Below are 22304 nucleotides of genomic sequence, written 5' to 3' on the forward strand. Positions count from 1 at the left end.
CTCTGAGTAATACCTACTCAAAATTGAATATCTATTCAAACCAAGAAAACCGTTCGCTTTCGTATTCTCAGTTACTTTGGATAAGTCCTCGAGCTATTAGTATTAGTCCGCTACATGTGTCGCCACACTTCCACTTCTAACCTATCTACCTGATCATCTCTCAGGGCTCTTACTGATATAAAATCATGGGAAATCTCATCTTGAGGTGGGTTTCACACTTAGATGCTTTCAGCGTTTATCCCTTCCCTACATAGCTACCCAGCGATGCCTTTGGCAAGACAACTGGTACACCAGCGGTAAGTCCACTCTGGTCCTCTCGTACTAGGAGCAGATCCTCTCAAATTTCCTACGCCCGCGACGGATAGGGACCGAACTGTCTCACGACGTTCTGAACCCAGCTCGCGTGCCGCTTTAATGGGCGAACAGCCCAACCCTTGGGACCGACTACAGCCCCAGGATGCGACGAGCCGACATCGAGGTGCCAAACCTCCCCGTCGATGTGAACTCTTGGGGGAGATAAGCCTGTTATCCCCAGGGTAGCTTTTATCCGTTGAGCGATGGCCCTTCCATACGGAACCACCGGATCACTAAGCCCGACTTTCGTCCCTGCTCGAGTTGTAGCTCTCGCAGTCAAGCTCCCTTATACCTTTACACTCTGCGAATGATTTCCAACCATTCTGAGGGAACCTTTGGGCGCCTCCGTTACCTTTTAGGAGGCGACCGCCCCAGTCAAACTGCCCGTCAGACACTGTCTCCGATAGGGATCACCTATCTGGGTTAGAGTGGCCATAACACAAGGGTAGTATCCCAACAACGTCTCCTTCGAAACTGGCGTCCCGATCTCATAGACTCCTACCTATCCTGTACATGTGGTACAGACACTCAATATCAAACTGCAGTAAAGCTCCATGGGGTCTTTCCGTCCTGTCGCGGGTAACCTGCATCTTCACAGGTACTAAAATTTCACCGAGTCTCTCGTTGAGACAGTGCCCAAATCATTACGCCTTTCGTGCGGGTCGGAACTTACCCGACAAGGAATTTCGCTACCTTAGGACCGTTATAGTTACGGCCGCCGTTTACTGGGGCTTCAATTCATACCTTCGCTTACGCTAAGCACTCCTCTTAACCTTCCAGCACCGGGCAGGCGTCACCCCCTATACATCATCTTACGATTTAGCAGAGAGCTGTGTTTTTGATAAACAGTTGCTTGGGCCTATTCACTGCGGCTGACGTAAAGTCAGCACCCCTTCTCCCGAAGTTACGGGGTCATTTTGCCGAGTTCCTTAACGAGAGTTCTCTCGCTCACCTGAGGCTACTCGCCTCGACTACCTGTGTCGGTTTGCGGTACGGGTAGAGTATGTTTAAACGCTAGAAGCTTTTCTTGGCAGTGTGACGTCACTAACTTCGCTACTAAACTTCGCTCCCCATCACAGCTCAATGTTATAGAACTAAGCATTTAACTCAATTCACACCTCACTGCTTAGACAGACACTTCCAATCGTCTGCTTTAGTTAGCCTACTGCGTCCCTCCATCACTACATACTCTAGTACAGGAATATCAACCTGTTGTCCATCGGATACACCTTTCGGTCTCTCCTTAGGTCCCGACTAACCCAGGGCGGACGAGCCTTCCCCTGGAAACCTTAGTCTTACGGTGGACAGGATTCTCACCTGTCTTTCGCTACTCATACCGGCATTCTCACTTCTATGCGTTCCAGCGCTCCTCACGGTACACCTTCTTCACACATAGAACGCTCTCCTACCATACCTATAAAGGTATCCACAGCTTCGGTAAATTGTTTTAGCCCCGGTACATTTTCGGCGCAGGGTCACTCGACTAGTGAGCTATTACGCACTCTTTGAATGAATAGCTGCTTCTAAGCTAACATCCTAGTTGTCTGTGCAACCCCACATCCTTTTCCACTTAACAATTATTTTGGGACCTTAGCTGGTGGTCTGGGCTGTTTCCCTTTCGACTACGGATCTTAGCACTCGCAGTCTGACTGCCGACCATAATTCATTGGCATTCGGAGTTTATCTGAGATTGGTAATCCGGGATGGACCCCTCACCCAAACAGTGCTCTACCTCCAAGAATCTTTATGTCGACGCTAGCCCTAAAGCTATTTCGGAGAGAACCAGCTATCTCCAAGTTCGTTTGGAATTTCTCCGCTACCCACAAGTCATCCAAGCACTTTTCAACGTGCCCTGGTTCGGTCCTCCAGTGCGTCTTACCGCACCTTCAACCTGCTCATGGGTAGGTCACATGGTTTCGGGTCTACGTCATGATACTAATTCGCCCTGTTCAGACTCGGTTTCCCTACGGCTCCGTCTCTTCAACTTAACCTCGCATCATAACGTAACTCGCCGGTTCATTCTACAAAAGGCACGCTCTCACCCATTAACGGGCTCGAACTTGTTGTAGGCACACGGTTTCAGGTTCTATTTCACTCCCCTCCCGGGGTGCTTTTCACCTTTCCCTCACGGTACTGGTTCACTATCGGTCACTAGGGAGTATTTAGGGTTGGGAGATGGTCCTCCCAGATTCCGACGGGATTTCACGTGTCCCGCCGTACTCAGGATACTGCTAGGTACAAAGACTATTTTAAATACGAGGCTATTACTCTCTTTGGCTGATCTTCCCAAATCATTCTTCTATAATCTTTGAGTCCACATTGCAGTCCTACAACCCCGAAGAGTAAACTCTTCGGTTTGCCCTTCTGCCGTTTCGCTCGCCGCTACTAAGGCAATCGCTTTTGCTTTCTCTTCCTGCAGCTACTTAGATGTTTCAGTTCACTGCGTCTTCCTCCTCACATCCTTAACAGATGCGGGTAACAGGTAGTACCTGTTGGGTTCCCCCATTCGGAAATCCCTGGATCATCGCTTACTTACAGCTACCCAAGGCATATCGTCGTTTGTCACGTCCTTCTTCGGCTCCTAGTGCCAAGGCATCCACCGTGCGCCCTTATTAACTTAACCTTATTTTTTGACCTTTCAGTCATAAACTCTTATTAATACTACAGCGTTTTCGGTTTATTTTCTTGTTACTATTTGATATAGATATTCAATTTTCAATGTGCATTACTTGGTGATCTCTCACCAATGGAGCCTAGCGGGATCGAACCGCTGACCTCCTGCGTGCAAAGCAGGCGCTCTCCCAGCTGAGCTAAGGCCCCACAAGACCTCTCAAGACTAAACAAGACCAATGCGCAGTTCCTTATCCTTAGAAAGGAGGTGATCCAGCCGCACCTTCCGATACGGCTACCTTGTTACGACTTCACCCCAATCATCTATCCCACCTTAGGCGGCTGGCTCCTTACGGTTACCTCACCGACTTCGGGTGTTACAAACTCTCGTGGTGTGACGGGCGGTGTGTACAAGGCCCGGGAACGTATTCACCGCGGCGTGCTGATCCGCGATTACTAGCGATTCCGACTTCATGTAGGCGAGTTGCAGCCTACAATCCGAACTGAGACTGGCTTTAAGAGATTAGCTTGCCGTCACCGGCTTGCGACTCGTTGTACCAGCCATTGTAGCACGTGTGTAGCCCAGGTCATAAGGGGCATGATGATTTGACGTCATCCCCACCTTCCTCCGGTTTATTACCGGCAGTCTCGCTAGAGTGCCCAACTGAATGATGGCAACTAACAATAGGGGTTGCGCTCGTTGCGGGACTTAACCCAACATCTCACGACACGAGCTGACGACAACCATGCACCACCTGTCACCTCTGTCCCGAAGGAAAACTCTATCTCTAGAGCGGTCAGAGGGATGTCAAGACCTGGTAAGGTTCTTCGCGTTGCTTCGAATTAAACCACATGCTCCACCGCTTGTGCGGGCCCCCGTCAATTCCTTTGAGTTTCAACCTTGCGGTCGTACTCCCCAGGCGGAGTGCTTAATGCGTTAGCTACGGCACTAAACCCCGGAAAGGGTCTAACACCTAGCACTCATCGTTTACGGCGTGGACTACCAGGGTATCTAATCCTGTTTGCTCCCCACGCTTTCGAGCCTCAGCGTCAGTTACAAGCCAGAGAGCCGCTTTCGCCACCGGTGTTCCTCCATATATCTACGCATTTCACCGCTACACATGGAATTCCACTCTCCCCTCTTGCACTCAAGTTAAACAGTTTCCAAAGCGTACTATGGTTAAGCCACAGCCTTTAACTTCAGACTTATCTAACCGCCTGCGCTCGCTTTACGCCCAATAAATCCGGACAACGCTCGGGACCTACGTATTACCGCGGCTGCTGGCACGTAGTTAGCCGTCCCTTTCTGGTAAGATACCGTCACAGTGTGAACTTTCCACTCTCACACTCGTTCTTCTCTTACAACAGAGCTTTACGATCCGAAAACCTTCTTCACTCACGCGGCGTTGCTCGGTCAGACTTCCGTCCATTGCCGAAGATTCCCTACTGCTGCCTCCCGTAGGAGTCTGGGCCGTGTCTCAGTCCCAGTGTGGCCGATCACCCTCTCAGGTCGGCTATGTATCGTCGCCTTGGTGAGCCGTTACCCCACCAACTAGCTAATACAACGCAGGTCCATCTGGTAGTGATGCAATTGCACCTTTTAAGCAAATGTCATGCAACATCTACTCTTATGCGGTATTAGCTATCGTTTCCAATAGTTATCCCCCGCTACCAGGCAGGTTACCTACGCGTTACTCACCCGTTCGCAACTCATCCGGAGAAGCAAGCTCCTCCTTCAGCGTTCTACTTGCATGTATTAGGCACGCCGCCAGCGTTCGTCCTGAGCCAGGATCAAACTCTCATTAAAAGTTTGAGTTCTCACTCATTTCTGTCACTGACAGATTTATTGTTTTTTCATTGTTCAGTACTACAACCTTAGTTGTAGTGCCCTGCACATTGGTTCGTCTTGTTCAGTTTTCAAAGGTCTTTGTCACTCGCTTCTCTCAAGCGACAACTATATTAGTATATCACAGTCGCTTTCGCTTGTCAACACTTTTTTGAAACTTTTTTAAAACTTTTTTCATCAAGTATTTCCAACTGCAACATACCATAGTCCGTACGGGATTCGAACCCGTGTTACCGCCGTGAAAAGGCGGTGTCTTAACCCCTTGACCAACGGACCAGAGTTGTTATTTTCAACTCTTACTATTATACAGGCTTTTCAAACTTTGTCAACACCTTTTTTAAACTTTTTTTATTAATTTTACAACAGCTTCAGTTCGAGCTGTATGTGGGAACATATCGACCGACTGGATATAATGGAGATCATAGACTTCTACTAAGCGTACCAAATCACGAGCCAAGGTCGAAACATTACAAGAAATATAAACCATTTTTTCTGGTACATAAGTAAGAATAGTATCTAATAACTTATCATCCAGACCTGTACGTGGTGGGTCCACAATCAGAGCATCTGCTCGGTAGCCTTCCTTGTACCAACGAGGAATAATCTCTTCTGCCGTTCCAGCTTCATAATGAGTATTGTCAAATCCCATTCTTTTAGCATTTCGCTTGGCATCTTCAATGGCTTCTGGAATAATATCCATACCTCTGAGTGTTTTAACTTTCTTTGCGAAGGCAAATCCAATCGTTCCAACTCCACAATAAGCGTCAATCAAATGGTCTTCTTTATCAACATCCAGCGCTTTTACCGCCTCACTATAGAGGACTTCTGTTTGTTCAGGATTTAGTTGATAGAATGCTCGAGGGGATAGTGAAAATTCATAATCAAGAACACCTTCTTGAATACTCTCTTGTCCCCAGATAATCTCTGTCTTTTCACCATAAATCTCACTGGTTTTAGCTGTATTTGTATTCACAGCTACTGTCATAACTTCTGGGAAATCTTTAACTAAGTCTTTTACTAGTTGGGTTAAATTAAGCTGGCGGTTTGTAACAATAATAATCTGAACCTGCCCAGTCTTTCTTGCTCGTCGAACCATTATCGTTCTAACACCTAGAACTTTTCTCTCATCCGTGATTGAAATTTGGTGATAAGTAAGTAATTCTGCTAGACGATTAGCAATCACTTGGGTTTCCTTATCTTGCACTAGGCAGTCTTTCAACTCTACCAAATAATGAGAGTTCTGTGCATATAAGCCCGCCTTGACCTGATTTTTAAATTTTCGAGTCTGAAATTGTAACTTAGCACGATAGTACTTGGGTTCCTGCATTCCAATCGTCGGGCGGATTTCATAATTTTCATATCCTGCAGGGGCAAATTTTTTCAGCGCTTGATAAAGTAAGTCCGTCTTGAACTCCAGCTGCTTATCATAATGCAGGTGCATGATTTGGCAACCTCCGCACTCATTGTAAATAGTACATGCTGGCACAACACGGAATTTAGACTTCTTGTTGACCTTCAGTAATTTTGCCTCAACAAAGTTGCGTTTAATAGAAGTAATCTGACAATAGATATCTTCTCCTTTGAGAGCACCAGGCACAAAGACTAATGTTTTTTGATAAAAGCCGATTCCCTCACCATTAATTCCCATGCGCTTGATTTTTAATGGTATTTTTTGTTTCACTTTCAGATTCATACCCCTATCTTATCACATTTTGAGTTATAATAGAACTATGAAAATCACAAAACTTGAAAAGAAAAAAAGACTCTATCTGATGGAGCTTGATAATGGCGACAAATGCTACATTACTGAAGATACTATTGTTCGTTTTATGTTATCAAGAGATAAGGTGATAATCGAAGAGGAATTGAAAGAGATTCAGGACTTTGCTCAATTTTCTTATGGTAAGAATCTAGCCCTCTACCACCTATCCTTTAAAGCACGCACTGAAAAAGAAGTCAGAGAATATCTGAAAAAATACAATATTGATGAAAACATAGTTTCTCAAGTCATTGCTAATCTTAAAAAGGATAATTGGATTAATGATGGCCAGTACGCTTATGCTATCATCAATGCCAATCAACTTTCAGGAGACAAGGGGCCTTATGTACTGACTCAGAAACTAGCTCAAAAAGGGATTTCAAAATCTACTATAGAAGAGAACTTGAAAGAATTTGATTTTTCTGAAGTTGCTCAACGTGTAGCTAATAAACTATTGAAAAAATATGAGGGAATGCTTCCTGCTCGTGCTTTGCATGATAAGATTATACAAAATCTGACCAACAAGGGTTTTTCCTATTCTGATGCTAAAAGTGCCTTTGACGAATTGGATAGTCAAGTTGACCAAGAAACGACTCAAGAACTCATTTTCAAGGAGCTTGATAAACAATATGCTAAGTATGCTCGAAAGTATGAAGGATACGAACTTAAACAGCGTTTAACCCAAGTTTTAGCACGCAAAGGCTACGATTTTTCGGATATAGCAAGCGCTCTTAGAGAATATCTTTAATATTTCTAAGTGAAATTCACAGATTTTAGGTAATTTTATGGTACAATAGTAAATGATAAACTTATAAATTGTAGAAAGTTGGTTAGTTATGAAGCTTCCAAAAGAAGGCGACTTTATTACAATTCAAAGTTATAAGCATGATGGGAGTCTCCACCGAACTTGGCGGGACACCATGGTACTAAAAACAACAGAAAACGCCATTATTGGTGTCAACGATCATACACTTGTTACCGAAAGTGATGGTCGTCGTTGGGTTACTCGAGAACCGGCTATTGTTTACTTTCACAAGAAATATTGGTTTAATATCATTGCCATGATTCGTGATAATGGAATTTCCTACTATTGCAATATGGCTAGCCCCTACTATCTGGATGAAGAAGCACTGAAGTATATTGATTATGATTTGGATGTTAAAATTTTTACAGATGGGGAAAAACGTCTCTTGGACGTTGAGGAGTATGAGCGTCACAAACGCAAAATGAATTATTCTGATGACTTGGACTACATTTTAAAAGAACATGTCAAAATTCTTGTTGATTGGATTAACAATGGACGTGGTCCTTTCTCAGAAGCCTATGTAAACATTTGGTACAAGCGCTATGTAGAACTAAAGAATCGGTAAAGTTGTCAAGCTAGGGTGAAAGCCCTGGTTTTTTTATTTGAAAAACCCAGCTTTACAGCTGGGCTTATCCTTATATATCTAATTTTGTAACTGTAAATTTGATATGGGAATAGTCTTTTTCAACATCCTTATCCAGTAAGAAAGCTGTAGCGTCCTTCTTAACCTGAACCAAGTCAATATTCTGAGCTTGAGCCGCATAGACACATCCACAATAACATTGACGGTAAATGTCATACTCTTCACACATCTCTACTGAACGTTTGTAGCCTTGATTTTTCTTGAAATCACTTGGAAGATAGTGTGTTGTGTAAATTTTTTGCACATCAATTCCGATGCTGTTGATGGTTTGAGAATTCTTATGAGGACTGATGGTCAAAGCTGAGCCAAAGTAGTCAAAACCCAAGTCCATAGCCACTTGCGCTGTCTTATCCAGTCGGTAGTCAAAGCAAACCTTGCAACGGTCGCCACCTTCAGGCTCCTCCTCTAGTCCTCTGACTAACTTACGGTATTCATTTGGTTCGTAGGGAGCTTCTAGGTACTGAACCGTATTTCCTGTCCTCTCATTGAAATCACTGACAAATTTCTTGGTGACGTAAGCCCGCTTATGGTATTCTGCCTTGGGATGGATATTAGAATTGGCAAAATAGATAGTCACATCTGCATACTTAGTCAAATATTCGAGGGTATAGGTACTGCAAGGGGCACAGCAAACATGCATGAGAATAGTTGGCCGCTGCTCATTTTTCTCCCATACTTGTACCATTTTCTGCATAATACGGTCATAATTAATCTTCTGATTGGGGTTCATCTTGCTCAGAATCTCTTCTACATCGATCATGTTCTTCTCCTTTTTCTAGTCTTATTTTATCATATAAGTTAGGAGAGCTCAAATCAATTTAGAAATGAACATCATAAAAAGGAGGAATAGGCATTCCCTCCTTTTGTGTTTTTTATAAGTTATTTTCTATAGAAAGCTTACATCATCCCGCCCATCATGCTTGGATCCATTGCTGGAGCTGGGGCTGCTGGTTCTGGTTTATTAGCTACGACTGCTTCCGTAGTCAAAATCAAGCTGGCTACAGATGCTGCATTTTGTAGGGCTGAACGGCTCACTTTAACTGGGTCGATGATTCCCTCTTCAATCATGTTGACCCATTCGCCAGTTGCTGCGTTGAAGCCTGTACCAACTTCAGCATTCTTCAAGCGATCGATAACGATTGAGCCTTCAAATCCTGCATTGTGAGCAATTTGACGAACTGGTTCTTCCAATGCACGGAGAACAATATTGCGTCCTGTTGCTTCGTCTCCTGTCAATTCCAAATCAGCCACGGCTGGGATAACATTTACAAGGGCTGTTCCACCACCTGCAACGATTCCTTCTTCAACAGCTGCACGAGTAGCGTTGAGGGCATCTTCAATGCGGAGTTTCATTTCTTTCAACTCAGTTTCAGTTGCGGCTCCGACCTTAATAACCGCTACACCACCTGACAATTTTGCCAAGCGTTCTTGCAATTTTTCACGGTCAAACTCAGAAGTTGTAGTTTCGATTTGAGATTTGATAACCGCAACACGGTGAGAAATCGCTTCAGGATTTCCAGCACCTTCTACGATAACCGTGCTATCTTTGTCCACAGTTACTCTCGCTGCTTGACCAAGAGCTTCAATTGTCGCATCTTTCAACTCAAGACCAAGGTCTTCTGTGATAACTGTTCCGCCTGTCAAGATTGCAATGTCTTCTAGCATAGCTTTACGACGGTCACCAAATCCAGGCGCCTTGACTGCCACCACGTTGAAGGTTCCACGAATCTTGTTCAAAACAAGAGTTGGAAGAGCTTCGCCATCCACATCATCCGCAATAATCAAGAGCGGACGATTGCTTTGGAGAATGCTTTCCAAAAGTGGCAAGATTTCTTGGATATTGGAAATCTTCTTGTCTGTAATCAAAATGTATGGATTTTCAAGGTCAGCCACCATTTTTTCGCTATCTGTCACCATGTACTGTGAAAGATAACCACGGTCGAACTGCATTCCTTCTACGACTTCAAGCTCTGTTTCCATACCACGTGACTCTTCGATAGTGATGACTCCATCTTTGCCAACTTTTTCCATAGCTTCAGAAATGTACTCACCGACTTTTTCAGAACGAGAAGATACAGCAGCAACCTGAGCGATGGCTTCTTTATTAGCGACAGGGATGGCATTATTTTTCAAGGCTTCTACTGCTGCAGCAACTGCTGTTTCAATCCCGCGACGAATGCCGATTGGATTGGCACCTGCAGTGACGTTTTTGATTCCTTCACGGACGATAGCTTGGGTCAAAACAGTTGCAGTTGTAGTCCCATCACCCGCAATATCATTGGTTTTTGAAGCTACTTCTGATACCAATTTGGCACCCATATTTTCAAAATGATCTTCCAATTCAATTTCTTTGGCAATGGTCACACCATCATTGGTAATCAAGGGTGAGCCAAATGATTTTTCCAACACAACGTTACGACCTTTTGGTCCCAAGGTTACTTTAACAGTATCTGCAAGGATATCGACACCACGAACCATAGCTGAACGGGCATCTGATGAAAATTTAATTTCTTTTGACATACTTACTTTCTCCTTCTATTCTTCAATGATAGCCAAGATGTTAGCTTCGCCTACGATGATGTACTTTTCATCGCCATCTTTGACATCAAGACCTGCGTGAGCTTCAACTAAGACACGATCTCCAGCTTTAACACTTGGAGCCACCAAGTCACCGTTCAAGGTACGAACACCTTGTCCAGTAGCTACAACTTGGGCTGTTTTTGTTTTTTCTTGGGCTGAACCTGCAAGGACAAAGCCTCCAACAGTTTGTTCTTTTTCTTCTACTTTTAAGACAACACGGTCTCCTAATGGTTTCAACATCTGATTTCCTCCATAATGAGATAGATAGTATTAGCACTCTTTAGACCTGAGTGCTAAATCATAGTTCTATTGTATCACTTGGTCAGAAATAGTCAAGAAAAAAGTCTGACTTTCTGAGGATGAATATATAAATTTCTTTATCCTAATTTTGCACTTTAATAATGTAGAATTTTAACGAACATGATTTATGAAATTAGTATTTTCGTTAATTCTTTTATAAAAAATACCGAAACTCTAAATCCTTATATTACGTATATATAAAAAACAACGATTATAAACCGTTGCTTTTTTACATACTATTAATATTTCAATCCTGGATTGAAAAATCCTAAGGCTACTCCTACAAGTGCAATAACTACCAATAATAGCATCACCCAATTTGGAGAAACTTTCTTTTTAGCCATCAGCCACCAACATAGAACAATAAAACCTGCTGTTAAAAGACCTGGATAAACACCATCAATCTTTTCTTGTAAGTTTAAAAACGTTTCTCCATCTCCATTTTTCAGCTCTAGCGCCGTAGTGACAGATACCCAAGTTGCTGCAACAGCTCCTATGACCATACCACCAACAACACTAATTGCTTTTCTTAGCGCCTGACCTTTAGGACCTACTAAAAATTCTACTGCTTTATCTCCAAGTTCATATCCTTTAAAATAAGCAAAACGCATTCCAAGATAGACTAATAGATTCCATGCAATAATATAGAATATTGCACCAGAAATATTTCCTCCTTTAGAAAGACCTAGAGCTATCCCCAAAAGAACAGGAATTAATGTTCCTACAATAAGTGAATCTCCAATACCTGCAATAGGCCCCATTAGACCGGCTCGCATTCCATTGATGGTCTCACTATCTACGGCATCTCCATTTGCACGCGCTTCTTCCAAACCAGCTGTTATCCCAACTACTAGAGAACCCAGCTGCGGCTCAGTATTAAAGAATGCTGTGTATGTTTGCATAGCTTCTTTTTGTTCTTCCTTAGTATCATACATTTCTTCCACTATTGGAAGCATAGAAGTTAAATATCCAAAAGTTTGCATATGTTCTTGAGAAAAACATGTCAGATGTCCATAGAACCAGTGGTGAAATGATTTTGTCAATGTTTTTCTTGATATTTTTTTTCGACTCATTCTAAATATCCTCCTCTTCATCAAATCCCATATCACTGACAACTGCTGTCGTACGGGCAGATTTAACAACTTCTAATTCATAATAAATTACTGCAAAAATTAATGACACAACACCACTTGCTACTAAGTTCAAGCCTAAAGATTTTGCTAACGTGAACCCGACAAAGAAAGGAATAAAGTCTGTTGTTTTTGTAACAATTTGTTTCAAAAGTATTGCAATACCCACACATGGAAGGAGTGCTCCTACAGTAAATAGAGACTTCATTACAAAACCATCCATCGGAAGATATACTTTCATAAGATCAACCATATCTGGTCCAAATTTTGTAATAATCATTGTTGGTAAGAAAGAAAAGATAAAATGTGAAATCCAAGGATAGACCCAATCAACAGCATATAACTTCTTAAAATCACCTTTCTCTACAGCTTTCCATCCAATGTGTTGCCAAAGCAAATTCATAGTAGCTGTACCATAGAATAAAACAGTTCCAATTGTTCCAACCGCGGCTCCAATTGGCGCTGCTGCTGCTGCAATCGCTACTTCACCTGAAATATTATTTGCATGAACAAATAGGATAGATAACGGAATTCCGATATAAGAAATTGCCCGTACATCGGCCGATACAGTTCCACCAGGTGTCACTAAGGCAATATATAATACCTGCAAAGCCACACCAACGATTACCCCTGTTGTTATATCTCCTAATATTAAACCTACAATTAAACCACCAACTAATGGACGCCCCAAAGTATAGTTACCAATACTAGATCCCCCCATACCTGGCATCGATGCTAAACTTGCAAACAATCCTAAAAGAGCTGCTTGAATCCAAGAAATTTCCATCATTTTGTCTCCTTATTTCATTATTAAAATCCAAATTTTGATTTAAAATCACTCCAATAGCCAATAGATACATCTGGTAATAATTGGAATCTAACTTTATATCCTGCTTTTTCAATTGCTTCTAGTGCAACTGCTTCCTCTTGAGTAATTGATTGATTATTTCCCAACTTGATAGCACCTGGTCTATCGTTAGCAGGTCCTACAATAATCTCTTTAACATCTCCTGGAATAAAGCCCTGGTCTACTAAAATTTCTTTCATATCAATTGGATTCTTAGTAATCAAAAAATATCTACTATCCGATTCTGTTACTTTAGATGATTTTTCTTTAAACGCTTCCTTTGTCCAAACAAATGTTTTTTTATCTGACGCACCTTTATAGGCCTGAATTAAAACCTTATTAGATGCAGCAGCGTCATTTACTGCAATTAATCCATCACATGGATGTTCTTTTGCCCATCTAGTGACTGTTTGTCCATGAATCATTCTATCGTCAATTCGTACAAATGTTACTACCATAATTTTTTATCCCTTTCCTTATATAACTAAATATCGTCTTCTTCATTAAGATTATCATCCGATCCGACTTCAAATTCCTGTAGAGCTGAGGATGATTCGTTTAATATCGTAGAAACAAGTTCACTTCCAGTCAGAATATCTTTCATCACCACTGCTGTAAGTGCCATTGTTAAGTTCATACCTCCCAAAATAGTTGCATTCTCTAATTTTCCAAATTCTTCTAATACTGTTGCAACAGTTGTTAAAGGACTTCCCCCAACAATATCTGCTAAAACAAGAACAGAATCATTTTCATTCAGAGACCCAATAACATTTTTGACCTCTACAGAAAAATCTGCAAGACTTTCTCCATCTTTTAAGCCAATCGCTATGACATCATCTACTTTATCCGAAGCAAACATAGAAAGAGATGATTTCAATCCCTCTGCGAGTCCTCCATGACTGACTAATATCAAATACTTCATATTTCCCTCCTTTTATTGATTTCATTCTATCATCCTTATCTTCACTTTATAATTGTTAAATGTCACAAAAGTTTATTGATAAATGTCAATAAAAAAATGACAAATGTCAATAAAGACATCTGCCATGTTCGTATTATTTAAGAAATAATAATCTTGATATCTATTTAAGGGTTCCTATATCTAGTTCTTTTTGTAACTTAATAAGACTACCTTCAATATCCGTGTTATTTTCATCCATAGATAATGCTTCTAATCTTTCTTCTATTCCAACCAATGATTTTGAATCTATCCCTTTTGAAATAGTTGTAATTGAATTTTTCATTATATAATCCAGTGAAGTAGTCGTTAAGGCATTTTGACCAATCATTCCTTTCTTCATCAACTCTTCACTCTTCAAACTAGTTACTACCTCTGGTAATACTGAGCTTCCTTGACCCTTGTTAAATAAATTTTGTTGAATTTCACGATTATTTGTTAAAAATTCTATAAACGATACGGCAAGTTTTGAATTGCGAGCACGCGAAGAAACCACGTATAAGTAAGTATCTGTTACAGTCGAACGAATGTCTTCCTCAGTCGTTGGCAATGAAATACATGTCCAGTTAAAATTTGTATATTTGGCCACATGATAAGGAAAAGGTTTATATGTGCGATATTGTGCCAAACTCATTGGATAAAAGGCCACATGGCCTTCATCAAAATCTTTATAAGTTACTTTGTAGCGCCCGTTTAATTGATTCAATTCCCTTATATAGGATAAAGCATCCTTCATTTCTGACGAATCTATACGAGGAATACCACTCTCAGAAATAGTAACACCAAAGGCTGCTAGAGATTCTTTCCAACTATATCCTGTTATCCCAAATTGATCAACGATTCCATCTCCATCGGTATCTTTTGTAATTTTTTTACTAATCTCATATAGATCTTTCAGTGTCCACCCTACTTTAGGAATTTCAATGCCCTCTCTTAAAAGTAAATCTTGATTTACACACATCAACATGGGATTGCTTTCATATGGAAGACCGTATAAATCATCTCCGTATTTTGCTGCCTGCAAAGATACATCATAGAAATTAGAGGCATCTTCTTGAGACAGATAGGAATTTAGGTTTTTTAAAATACCTTTTGATGCAAATAAAGATAATTGGTCGCTTGATAATAGAAATACATCCGGTTCAGAACCTTTTAAAATTTGACTTGAAATCCAATTAGAATACTCCTCCTTAGGAATACCTGAATCATATACAATTTTAACCCCTGGATGAAGCTCTTCAAATTTCTTAATAGCCTCATCTAGTACGTAGCTGTTATTCCCTGTAGGAATTCCCCAACTAGAATCAGAATAAAAACCCAGTCTAATAATCTTTATCTGCTTGTTTTCCCAAATAAGAAATAAACTCAAGCAACTTAGCACAAACAGTATCGCTAGAAACAATTGCTTTACTTTCATTTATCCATTTCCTTCGAAAAATTCTTTTGTGTCACACCTGTTTGTACAGCCCATATGGCTAACTGTGTCCTATCTCTCAAATTTAGTTTTGAAAGAATGATAGAAAGGTAATTGCGCACTGTTCCCTCGGATAAAAAAAGATTACTGGCAATTTCCTTATTTGATTCTCCAAATGCCACTTGCTGAATAATTTTCCATTCTGTCAGTGATATATTTTCAATATTCTCTTCCTTCACAGTAATAGAAAAATTGGTCTGTGCCATCTGAGAGAACAATTGAAATACCTTACTGGCTATATTAGGATTAATCATAGATCCACCTTTATACACTGTCTGAATGGCTTGATATAACTCGTCTGTTGAAACTCCTTTTAATAAATAGCCAGATGCACCATATTTTAAAGCACTAAAAATAAATTCGTCGTCATCAAATGTTGTTAAGATTATAATTTTTATATTTGGAAAACGTTTTTTGATTTCTTTTGTAGCCAATACTCCGTCCATTCTGGGCATTCTAATGTCCATTAAAATTATATCCGGTTTTACAGTCATAATGTTATCCATAGCTTCGATACCATCACCAACGACGGATACAACATCAATATCAGCATATACTGATAAAATGATCTGCAAAGACTCTCTAATTAACGCCTGATCATCTGCAATCATTACCTTTATCATATACTTCACCTCCTATTTTTGGAAAAACTATTTTAGTGTAAAATCCTTCCCTATTTTCAAAATGAATAGAACCACCTAAAATAGAAACTCGCTCTCTCATTTGTTTCAAGCCATACCCAATTTGTAAGTCGTCAAAACCTATTCCATTATCGTGCAAAACTATTATGTTGTTATCCTCACTCATAAAGCGAATGCTCATTTTACTAGCATGTCCATGACGAACAGAATTTGTCATAGATTCTTGTATAATCCTAAAAATAGTATCTTCCTGTATCACATCTAAATCAATATTTCCCCATTCATATTTTAGATCGACAGAGAGTTTAGATAGAGACTCATACTCACTAATCATTAATATTAGAGCATCTTTTAAACCATTATTTTGCAAAGCTCCTGGTCTTAGTCTATGTAATGATCCCCTAACATCTTTTATCCCCTCTCTAACTGCATTTGAAACATTTTTCAACTGTTCTTTAGCACGGATAGGATGAACATCAATTAGTACAGAAACAGCATCAATCCCTGCTGAAATTCCTGTCAACGCATGACCTAGAGTATCATGAATTTCCCGAGCAATTCTTTTCCTTTCTCGATCTTCAGCGATTTTCTCTGATAACGATATGTAATGATTCAATTCAGTGTTGACTCTAGATAACATTTTAAGCTCTTCCTCAATATTATGGTGTTCTTTAATCACGTATAGGATATAAGACAATAAAGAGATGATGAAAATAATAACGTTTAATGACGTCAATGCATTTTCTAAAAATAACACTACACCTCGTATGGACGATGGGTAAAATTGGATATAGGTAGAAAGAGATGGAACTTTTATAAATAGTGACAAGATTTCATAGTCTGTTAAAAGTAACATTAAAAAACTCAAGAAAATAAAAATAATCCAAGAACGTTTACTATCAGAGTCTTGAAACTCTCTTGAACTATAGAATATATCAGCAAAAACTAATAATATTATTCCATTGTATGACAGATTTTGTGACCATATAACACCAATCATTAATACTATTTCAAACAAATTCCATTTTGAAAAAATTGGCCATTTTTTCTCAGTTGAATACATTTTATAGGTAGATATAAAAATAATACCGACAAAAAAAATAATTGAATACCAAAAAATCTGGTCAGGTGATTTTGAAATATTGTTTAATTCTCCCAATAAGAGTATCATCTGTCCCTTTGAAATTACATAGTTTGTAATCTGTATATACAAAGCTCCATTGTATATAATGGTTAGAAAATTAATTAATAAAAGCAAAATTATAGAGTACTGGACACCTTTTACCTGTTTCATTACTGCCACCCATTAATATCAAACTGAATTATATTATTTTTATCAACAAATTGTACAGGTATAGTATATAATTCTTCAACTTCTTCTTTTTTTACTAATAAATCTATTGTTTCCGATACTTTTCTACCCATATGAGATGGAAATTGAGCAACCGTTCCCGTAACTTCATCTGTTGTAGCTAATAAATGCTTCATATCTGGTGAACCATCTATTCCGTAAATAAGTTTTTTTGAAGTTACTTTCAATTCTTTAATTGCTGCTAAAGCTCCTATAGCTGCTCTATCATTTAAAGCCACTATAGCATCAAATTGTAAACCTTCAGATAAGGCATCACCTACAGTAGTCATAGCATACTCTGTTTGACCAACTGTTTCTCTTTCTGAGATAATTTGATAATGTTCTTCTGATTTTATTGTATCCAAAAAACCAGTTATTCTCTGATTAGCTGATAAAGCATCTTTGTGCGTTAACAAAAGAATATGAGCATTTGAGGTACGTTTCATCAAATCCTTGGCAATTAATATCCCAGCATGGTAATTATCAGAAACTATGCTCGTATCAACTTTTATATTATTCAACTGACTATCTACTGCTATAACTCTAATTCCAAAATTCTTTGCCCTACTTAACGCTTCTACAATTTGCTCGCTATCACTCTTAACCGGATTAATAACAATAACATTCACTCGCTTCTCTATAAACTCATCAATTTGTTTACTCTGTTTTTCTTCACTCATCTCTGCATCCCGAGTATACAATATCTGACCTTCTGAATCAGAATAGCGTTGAATCTCATTATGTAAATGTCTATAAAATTCACTATTCATCGTCATATAAGTCGCTCCAACTTTTATTTGTCCCGGAATAGGATCTGTCTGACTCACATGAGTATAAATCGCAAAAACAAATACGACTACTGTACAAAATATAATTTTGACGATTGTTCTTGTATATTCTCTACTCATTCCAACCTCCAAAAAGTTTCAACTAGTTCATTGTAACACATTTAGACAGTATAAAAAAGCCTGAGACCAACTCAGACTTTTCAATGTTTATACTCAATACAAATCAAAGTGCAAACTAGGACTCTTGTCGCAGGCTGCTAAAAACACAGTTTTGAGGTTGTAGATAAGACTGACGAAGTCAGTTACCTATACCTACGGCAAGGTGAAGCTGAGGTGGTTTGAAGAGATTTTCGAAGAGTATTAAAACGGTAGTTCTTCCTCTTCCAAAACCAAATCTGCCAAATCCTGCCCAGCGTTATTTTCTCGCATAGCACGTTGGGCACGACTTTCCAAGAGTTGGAATCCTGTGACGAGGACTTCGGTCACATAATTCATTTGACCATTTTTCTCAAAACGACGGGTACGCAATTCCCCATCAACGGAAATAAGACTACCTTTGGTTGCGTAGCTTGCCAAAGTTTCTGCTAGTCTGCCCCATAGGACCATATTGACAAAATCAGCTTCACGTTCGCCATTTTGGTCTTTGTATCGACGATTCACAGCGATAGTTGCACGCGCTACTGACTTGTCATTGTTGGTTTTATGCAATTCTGGTGTAGACGTTAAACGTCCAATCAAGATAACTTTATTATACATATTTTCTTCCTCCTACTTATCTATTCGTAGGAAATCAAAAAAAGTTACAGAAATTTGTAACTTTTCGAGAAAATTTTTTATTTTTTATGAACCATGAAACCTGTCGCCTGTTGATTGGCCATAATGGTCATATCTGTAATCTGCACACGGCGAGGTTGACTGGTCACATAGATCACTGTGCCTGCGATGTCTGGTGCCTGCAAGGCTTCGATTCCTTGATAAACCGTCGCAGCCCGCTCTTTATCACCATGAAAACGTACTGTAGAAAAATCTGTTTCGACAATTCCAGGCTGAATGGTTGTAACCTTGATATCCGTTGCGATGGTATCAATTCGCAGTCCATCCGAAAAGGTCTTAACTGCTGCCTTGGTGGCCGAATAAACTGCTGCACCTGCATAGGCATAAATTCCTGCGGTTGAGCCCATATTGATGATATGTCCTTGATTGGCTTTTACCATTACTGGCAAGAAACAGCGAGTGACTGCCATCAAACCTTTGACATTGGTATCCAACATAGTTAACATATCCAGCTCTTCATAATCCTGATAGGGTGCTAAACCTAGAGCCAGACCGGCATTGTTGACCAGAATATCAATCTTCCCTATCGTTTCTAGAATACTGGAGCAAACAGTCTTCACCATAGTCATATCCGTGACATCTAGTGGAAAGGTCCAGACGGTTTGATTTGGAAAGACTTCTGCAAACTCCGACTTAAGAGCTTCTAGTCTATCTATCCGTCGTCCTGTTAGAACGACATTCTCACCCTGCTCCAGATAAGCACGCGCAATCGCTTCACCAATTCCTGATGTCGCTCCTGTAATCACAACATTTTTTGCCATCTTATTTCCTTCTAGCTGGTCTATCAGATACTGACAAGTTCCTAAGCAGTCCAGTGTTTAGCTGGATCAAATGGAGTTCCAACAACTTGGTCTTCTGATAATTCAATAATACCACGTTTTTGCGGAGCATTTGGCAGATACAATTCACGAGGGCTACACATCATGCCAAAACTCTTTTCTCCACGAAGTTCGCCTGGGAAAATGAGGTTGCCTTTGGGCATCATTGCTCCAGGAAGGGCTACAATGGTTTTCAACCCAACACGCGCATTGGGAGCTCCAGCAACAATTTGCACTGTCTTGTCACTTGCGACTGCAACTTGGCAGATGTTGAGGTGGTCACTATCTGGATGAGCTACCATCTCGACAATTTCACCAACAACAAACTTAGATTCCTTGTCATTAACAATTTCCTCTGTAAAGCCTTCTGCCTGCAATTCTTGGTTCAAACGAGCCACTTGCTCATCTGTTAAAAAGACTTGACCGCGCTCTGCAATTTCAAACAAACTTGAAACTTCAAAAATATTCCAAGCCACTGTTTCTCCATTATCTTTGAGAAAAACACGGGCTACCCTGCCTTTGCGCTCCACATCCAGTTTGGCATCTCCGCTATTTTTCACGATGACCATAAGGACATCACCGACATGTTCTTTATTATATGTAAAAATCATTGTTTCCTTTTCTCCTATTTCAGTCCTGCTAAAAAGTCGTTAATTTGTTGCTTGCTTTTACGGTCGCGATTAACAAAACGACCAATTTCCTTGTCCTTTTCTAGAACAACAAGGCTAGGGATTCCATATACATCCCATAGTTTGGCCAAATCCATATACTGGTCTCGGTCCACTCGAATAAAGGTAAACTCTGGATTGGTCTCCTCAATTTCTGGCAAGGCAGGATAGATGTAACGACAATCGCCACACCAGTCTGCTACAAAAAGAAAGACCTTCTTGCCATCTTTTTCTACTAAAAATGCTAATTCTTCTAAACTTGCTGGTTGTATCATAAGACTTCCTCCTCATAGACTAGGTCTTCATTTTCATAGACAAAGGTATAATGACGGCCATCCTCAAAAATGACGCCACCAACCAAGCTCTCTAGACTGCTTTCATAAACTTGAACATAGAGGGTCGCAATTTCCCCCATGTCTGAAAAATGGTCTCGTACAATCGCTGTCAACTCTTCCTGAGTCTTCATGAGCTTATGGTCATCTGCAATTTTTTTCGTAGCAAGGGCAAGGCTCCCAATACCAAACAGAGCCAGACCTGCCATCCACATTTTTTTAGCTTTCATACCATTCATTTTAACACAAAAAAGGCTTTAGGACAAATGAGGAAGCAGCAGAAAAGCAAGTAAAAAGCCTCTTCCTTAAAGGAAAAGGACTTCTTATACTCAATGAAAATCAAAGAGCAAACTAGGAAGCTAGCCGCAGGTTGCTCAAAGCAACGTTTTGAGGTTGTAGTAAGGCAACGCTGACGTGGTTTGAAGAGATTTTCGAAGAGTATTATTCTTATTGCCAGGCACCTGAGTTGTCAACGTAGTAACCATCAGGTGTGTAGGTATTGCGAAGCATCTTACCTGATGAAGCCAGATAATACCACTTGCCATTATCTTTGACCCAATCATTCGCTAGCATGGCACCAGAAGAACTTACATAATACCAGTCTCCCTTGTCATAAACCCAAGTGCTTGCTTTCATAGCTCCTGAGCAATTAGAGGCCAAAAAAACTGTCCAATATCATTCATTTTTTAAAAGCATTTGATACTACATCATCCACGCTGTAGGACATAGATACATCAAACGTAAGAGCCAAAATATCGAAAAATATACAACTTTTAAAGGCAACATTTCATTTTTTAAAGTCTAACAACCATAGAACTGAAATCAGAGCAAGGCATCAATTTCCTACTCTTAGTACGCCTATTTTGATGATTGAAGTGAAGATTTTTTTATTTAACGTAGACAATTCCCAACTTCCCAAAGGCCACACCTCCACGGATAATCAAGGTTTTGCTGGTTGGGGCTAGAGGAGTATCTGACTTGGCTACGCCACAGAAAGTTTCTACCTTTAAATCAACTCCCCAATGTTGGGGGACATAGATAACTGCATTGCCAAAACCAACTTCCACTTTCAGGGTTGCGGTATCTCCTAAAATCTCTGCATTGTCATAATATATCTTGGCATTGCCAAAACCAACTTCTACTTGATCTTCTACCAATTCTTGCTCTTGCTTGTAGAAAGTCCCAGTCCCAAAAGCGACTTCCTTGTCTGTAAGAATGGTCTTTTTACCATCATACCACCATTTTTTCCCATTCCAAGTTCTGTTAGAATGAGTAAGTGCGTTGACACCCAGTACGATTAAAATACTAGCCCAGAATAGTGACTGATTGGGAATCGGTAAAATATCATAAAAGTGGTTAGCAATCATTAAGGCTACTAGAGCTGTAAAAGAAGCTGAAGTTAAGTGGCGACGCAACAAAGCTCCAACTGATTGGTAGGCAAAAAAAGCAATACCAATCAAGGGCCAAATGTGCCCTCCTAGAGAAGGGATTCCAAAATTTCCTTGTGCTAATATTAAAGCTGCTAGTACAAGCAACACAATACCAAATGCTTTCTTTTTCATGTTC

Annotated in this window: 20 protein-coding genes, 2 tRNA genes, 2 rRNA genes and 1 pseudogene; 2 read left to right on the forward strand and 23 right to left on the reverse strand. The window is 40.1% G+C overall.

Going from position 1 to position 22304, the window contains the following annotated elements; translation table 11 throughout:
* Nucleotides 1-76: 76 nt before the first annotated feature.
* The 5 genes from OC529_RS01445 to rlmD form a co-directional block, all read right to left on the reverse strand.
* A 23S ribosomal RNA gene (locus tag OC529_RS01445) occupies nt 77-2977 on the reverse strand.
* Between the two features lie 124 nt (nt 2978-3101).
* Nucleotides 3102-3174: transfer RNA gene (locus OC529_RS01450), tRNA-Ala, on the reverse strand.
* A gap of 51 nt (nt 3175-3225) precedes the next feature.
* Nucleotides 3226-4771: ribosomal RNA gene (locus OC529_RS01455) — 16S ribosomal RNA — on the reverse strand.
* Together the 16S and 23S rRNA genes with 2 tRNA genes alongside form the textbook arrangement of a ribosomal RNA operon.
* Before the next feature lie 243 nt (nt 4772-5014).
* Nucleotides 5015-5086 (reverse strand) — tRNA-Glu (locus tag OC529_RS01460).
* A gap of 61 nt (nt 5087-5147) precedes the next feature.
* Nucleotides 5148-6503 (reverse strand): 23S rRNA (uracil(1939)-C(5))-methyltransferase RlmD, encoded by a 1356-nt coding sequence (rlmD, locus tag OC529_RS01465; protein ID WP_262081323.1) that lies wholly within the window; start codon nt 6501-6503, stop codon nt 5148-5150.
* Between the two features lie 37 nt (nt 6504-6540).
* On the opposite strand from rlmD, the gene recX reads away from it, so the two are divergent.
* Together recX and OC529_RS01475 are read left to right on the forward strand one after the other, a co-directional pair.
* A complete protein-coding gene (gene recX, locus OC529_RS01470) occupies nt 6541-7317 on the forward strand; it encodes a recombination regulator RecX (protein ID WP_262081324.1) in 777 nt (258 codons plus the stop codon).
* Nucleotides 7318-7405: 88 nt separating this feature from the next.
* Nucleotides 7406-7939 (forward strand): DUF402 domain-containing protein, encoded by a 534-nt coding sequence (locus tag OC529_RS01475; protein WP_000775316.1) that lies wholly within the window; start codon nt 7406-7408, stop codon nt 7937-7939.
* A gap of 70 nt (nt 7940-8009) precedes the next feature.
* Here the strand turns inward: OC529_RS01475 and OC529_RS01480 are convergent, their stop codons facing one another.
* The 18 genes and pseudogenes from OC529_RS01480 to OC529_RS01565 form a co-directional block, all read right to left on the reverse strand.
* Nucleotides 8010-8777: an epoxyqueuosine reductase QueH gene (locus OC529_RS01480; RefSeq protein WP_262081325.1), complete on the reverse strand. Its 768-nt coding sequence runs from the start codon at nt 8775-8777 to the stop codon at nt 8010-8012.
* A 137-nt stretch (nt 8778-8914) separates the two neighbouring features.
* Entirely contained in the window at nt 8915-10537 is a 1623-nt protein-coding gene (gene groL / locus OC529_RS01485; protein WP_070526425.1) for a chaperonin GroEL, read from the reverse strand.
* A 15-nt stretch (nt 10538-10552) separates the two neighbouring features.
* The gene (gene groES, locus OC529_RS01490; RefSeq protein WP_033688179.1) at nt 10553-10837 is read right to left on the reverse strand and encodes a co-chaperone GroES; all 285 of its coding nucleotides are present in this window, start codon (nt 10835-10837) and stop codon (nt 10553-10555) included.
* A gap of 299 nt (nt 10838-11136) precedes the next feature.
* On the reverse strand, nt 11137-11991 hold the full coding sequence (locus tag OC529_RS01495) for a PTS system mannose/fructose/sorbose family transporter subunit IID (protein WP_031233157.1): 855 nt from the start codon (nt 11989-11991) through the stop codon (nt 11137-11139).
* The gene (locus OC529_RS01500) at nt 11972-12814 is read right to left on the reverse strand and encodes a PTS sugar transporter subunit IIC (RefSeq protein ID WP_164226865.1); all 843 of its coding nucleotides are present in this window, start codon (nt 12812-12814) and stop codon (nt 11972-11974) included. Before OC529_RS01500 ends, OC529_RS01495 begins: the two co-directional genes overlap by 20 nt.
* Before the next feature lie 23 nt (nt 12815-12837).
* Nucleotides 12838-13332 (reverse strand): PTS system mannose/fructose/N-acetylgalactosamine-transporter subunit IIB, encoded by a 495-nt coding sequence (locus tag OC529_RS01505; protein ID WP_020903146.1) that lies wholly within the window; start codon nt 13330-13332, stop codon nt 12838-12840.
* 26 nt (nt 13333-13358) lie between these two features.
* Nucleotides 13359-13796, reverse strand: coding sequence for a PTS sugar transporter subunit IIA (locus OC529_RS01510; RefSeq protein ID WP_049513248.1), 438 nt, complete (start codon nt 13794-13796; stop codon nt 13359-13361).
* Nucleotides 13797-13956: 160 nt separating this feature from the next.
* Nucleotides 13957-15249 carry an ABC transporter substrate-binding protein gene (locus tag OC529_RS01515; protein ID WP_262081326.1) on the reverse strand — a complete coding sequence of 431 codons (1293 nt, stop codon included), beginning with the start codon at nt 15247-15249 and terminating at the stop codon, nt 13957-13959.
* Nucleotides 15246-15929 (reverse strand): response regulator, encoded by a 684-nt coding sequence (locus tag OC529_RS01520; RefSeq protein WP_173283210.1) that lies wholly within the window; start codon nt 15927-15929, stop codon nt 15246-15248. The genes OC529_RS01515 and OC529_RS01520 overlap by 4 nt, the downstream gene beginning before the upstream one ends.
* Nucleotides 15904-17241, reverse strand: a complete 1338-nt coding sequence (locus tag OC529_RS01525) for a sensor histidine kinase (RefSeq protein ID WP_173283213.1) — start codon at nt 17239-17241, stop codon at nt 15904-15906. Before OC529_RS01525 ends, OC529_RS01520 begins: the two co-directional genes overlap by 26 nt.
* A complete protein-coding gene (locus OC529_RS01530) occupies nt 17241-18206 on the reverse strand; it encodes a substrate-binding domain-containing protein (RefSeq protein ID WP_020903141.1) in 966 nt (321 codons plus the stop codon). Before OC529_RS01530 ends, OC529_RS01525 begins: the two co-directional genes overlap by 1 nt.
* A 240-nt stretch (nt 18207-18446) precedes the next feature.
* Nucleotides 18447-18842: a single-stranded DNA-binding protein gene (locus tag OC529_RS01535; protein WP_000282442.1), complete on the reverse strand. Its 396-nt coding sequence runs from the start codon at nt 18840-18842 to the stop codon at nt 18447-18449.
* A gap of 77 nt (nt 18843-18919) precedes the next feature.
* Nucleotides 18920-19681 carry an SDR family NAD(P)-dependent oxidoreductase gene (locus OC529_RS01540; RefSeq protein ID WP_262081327.1) on the reverse strand — a complete coding sequence of 254 codons (762 nt, stop codon included), beginning with the start codon at nt 19679-19681 and terminating at the stop codon, nt 18920-18922.
* A 41-nt stretch (nt 19682-19722) separates the two neighbouring features.
* Nucleotides 19723-20349: a YtpR family tRNA-binding protein gene (gene ytpR, locus OC529_RS01545; RefSeq protein ID WP_262081328.1), complete on the reverse strand. Its 627-nt coding sequence runs from the start codon at nt 20347-20349 to the stop codon at nt 19723-19725.
* 14 nt (nt 20350-20363) lie between these two features.
* On the reverse strand, nt 20364-20681 hold the full coding sequence (locus tag OC529_RS01550) for a thioredoxin family protein (RefSeq protein ID WP_119919755.1): 318 nt from the start codon (nt 20679-20681) through the stop codon (nt 20364-20366).
* A complete protein-coding gene (locus OC529_RS01555) occupies nt 20678-20977 on the reverse strand; it encodes a DUF4651 domain-containing protein (protein WP_061425300.1) in 300 nt (99 codons plus the stop codon). Before OC529_RS01555 ends, OC529_RS01550 begins: the two co-directional genes overlap by 4 nt.
* Nucleotides 20978-21185: 208 nt before the next feature.
* Nucleotides 21186-21383: pseudogene (locus OC529_RS01560) on the reverse strand (N-acetylmuramoyl-L-alanine amidase family protein); the annotation flags it as partial.
* Nucleotides 21384-21625: 242 nt separating this feature from the next.
* On the reverse strand, nt 21626-22300 hold the full coding sequence (locus OC529_RS01565) for a LiaF transmembrane domain-containing protein (protein ID WP_262081329.1): 675 nt from the start codon (nt 22298-22300) through the stop codon (nt 21626-21628).
* Between the last annotated feature and the right edge of the window lie 4 nt (nt 22301-22304).

It is taken from the genome of Streptococcus sp. Marseille-Q5855, assembly GCF_946901985.1.
Classification (GTDB): Bacteria; Bacillota; Bacilli; order Lactobacillales; family Streptococcaceae; genus Streptococcus.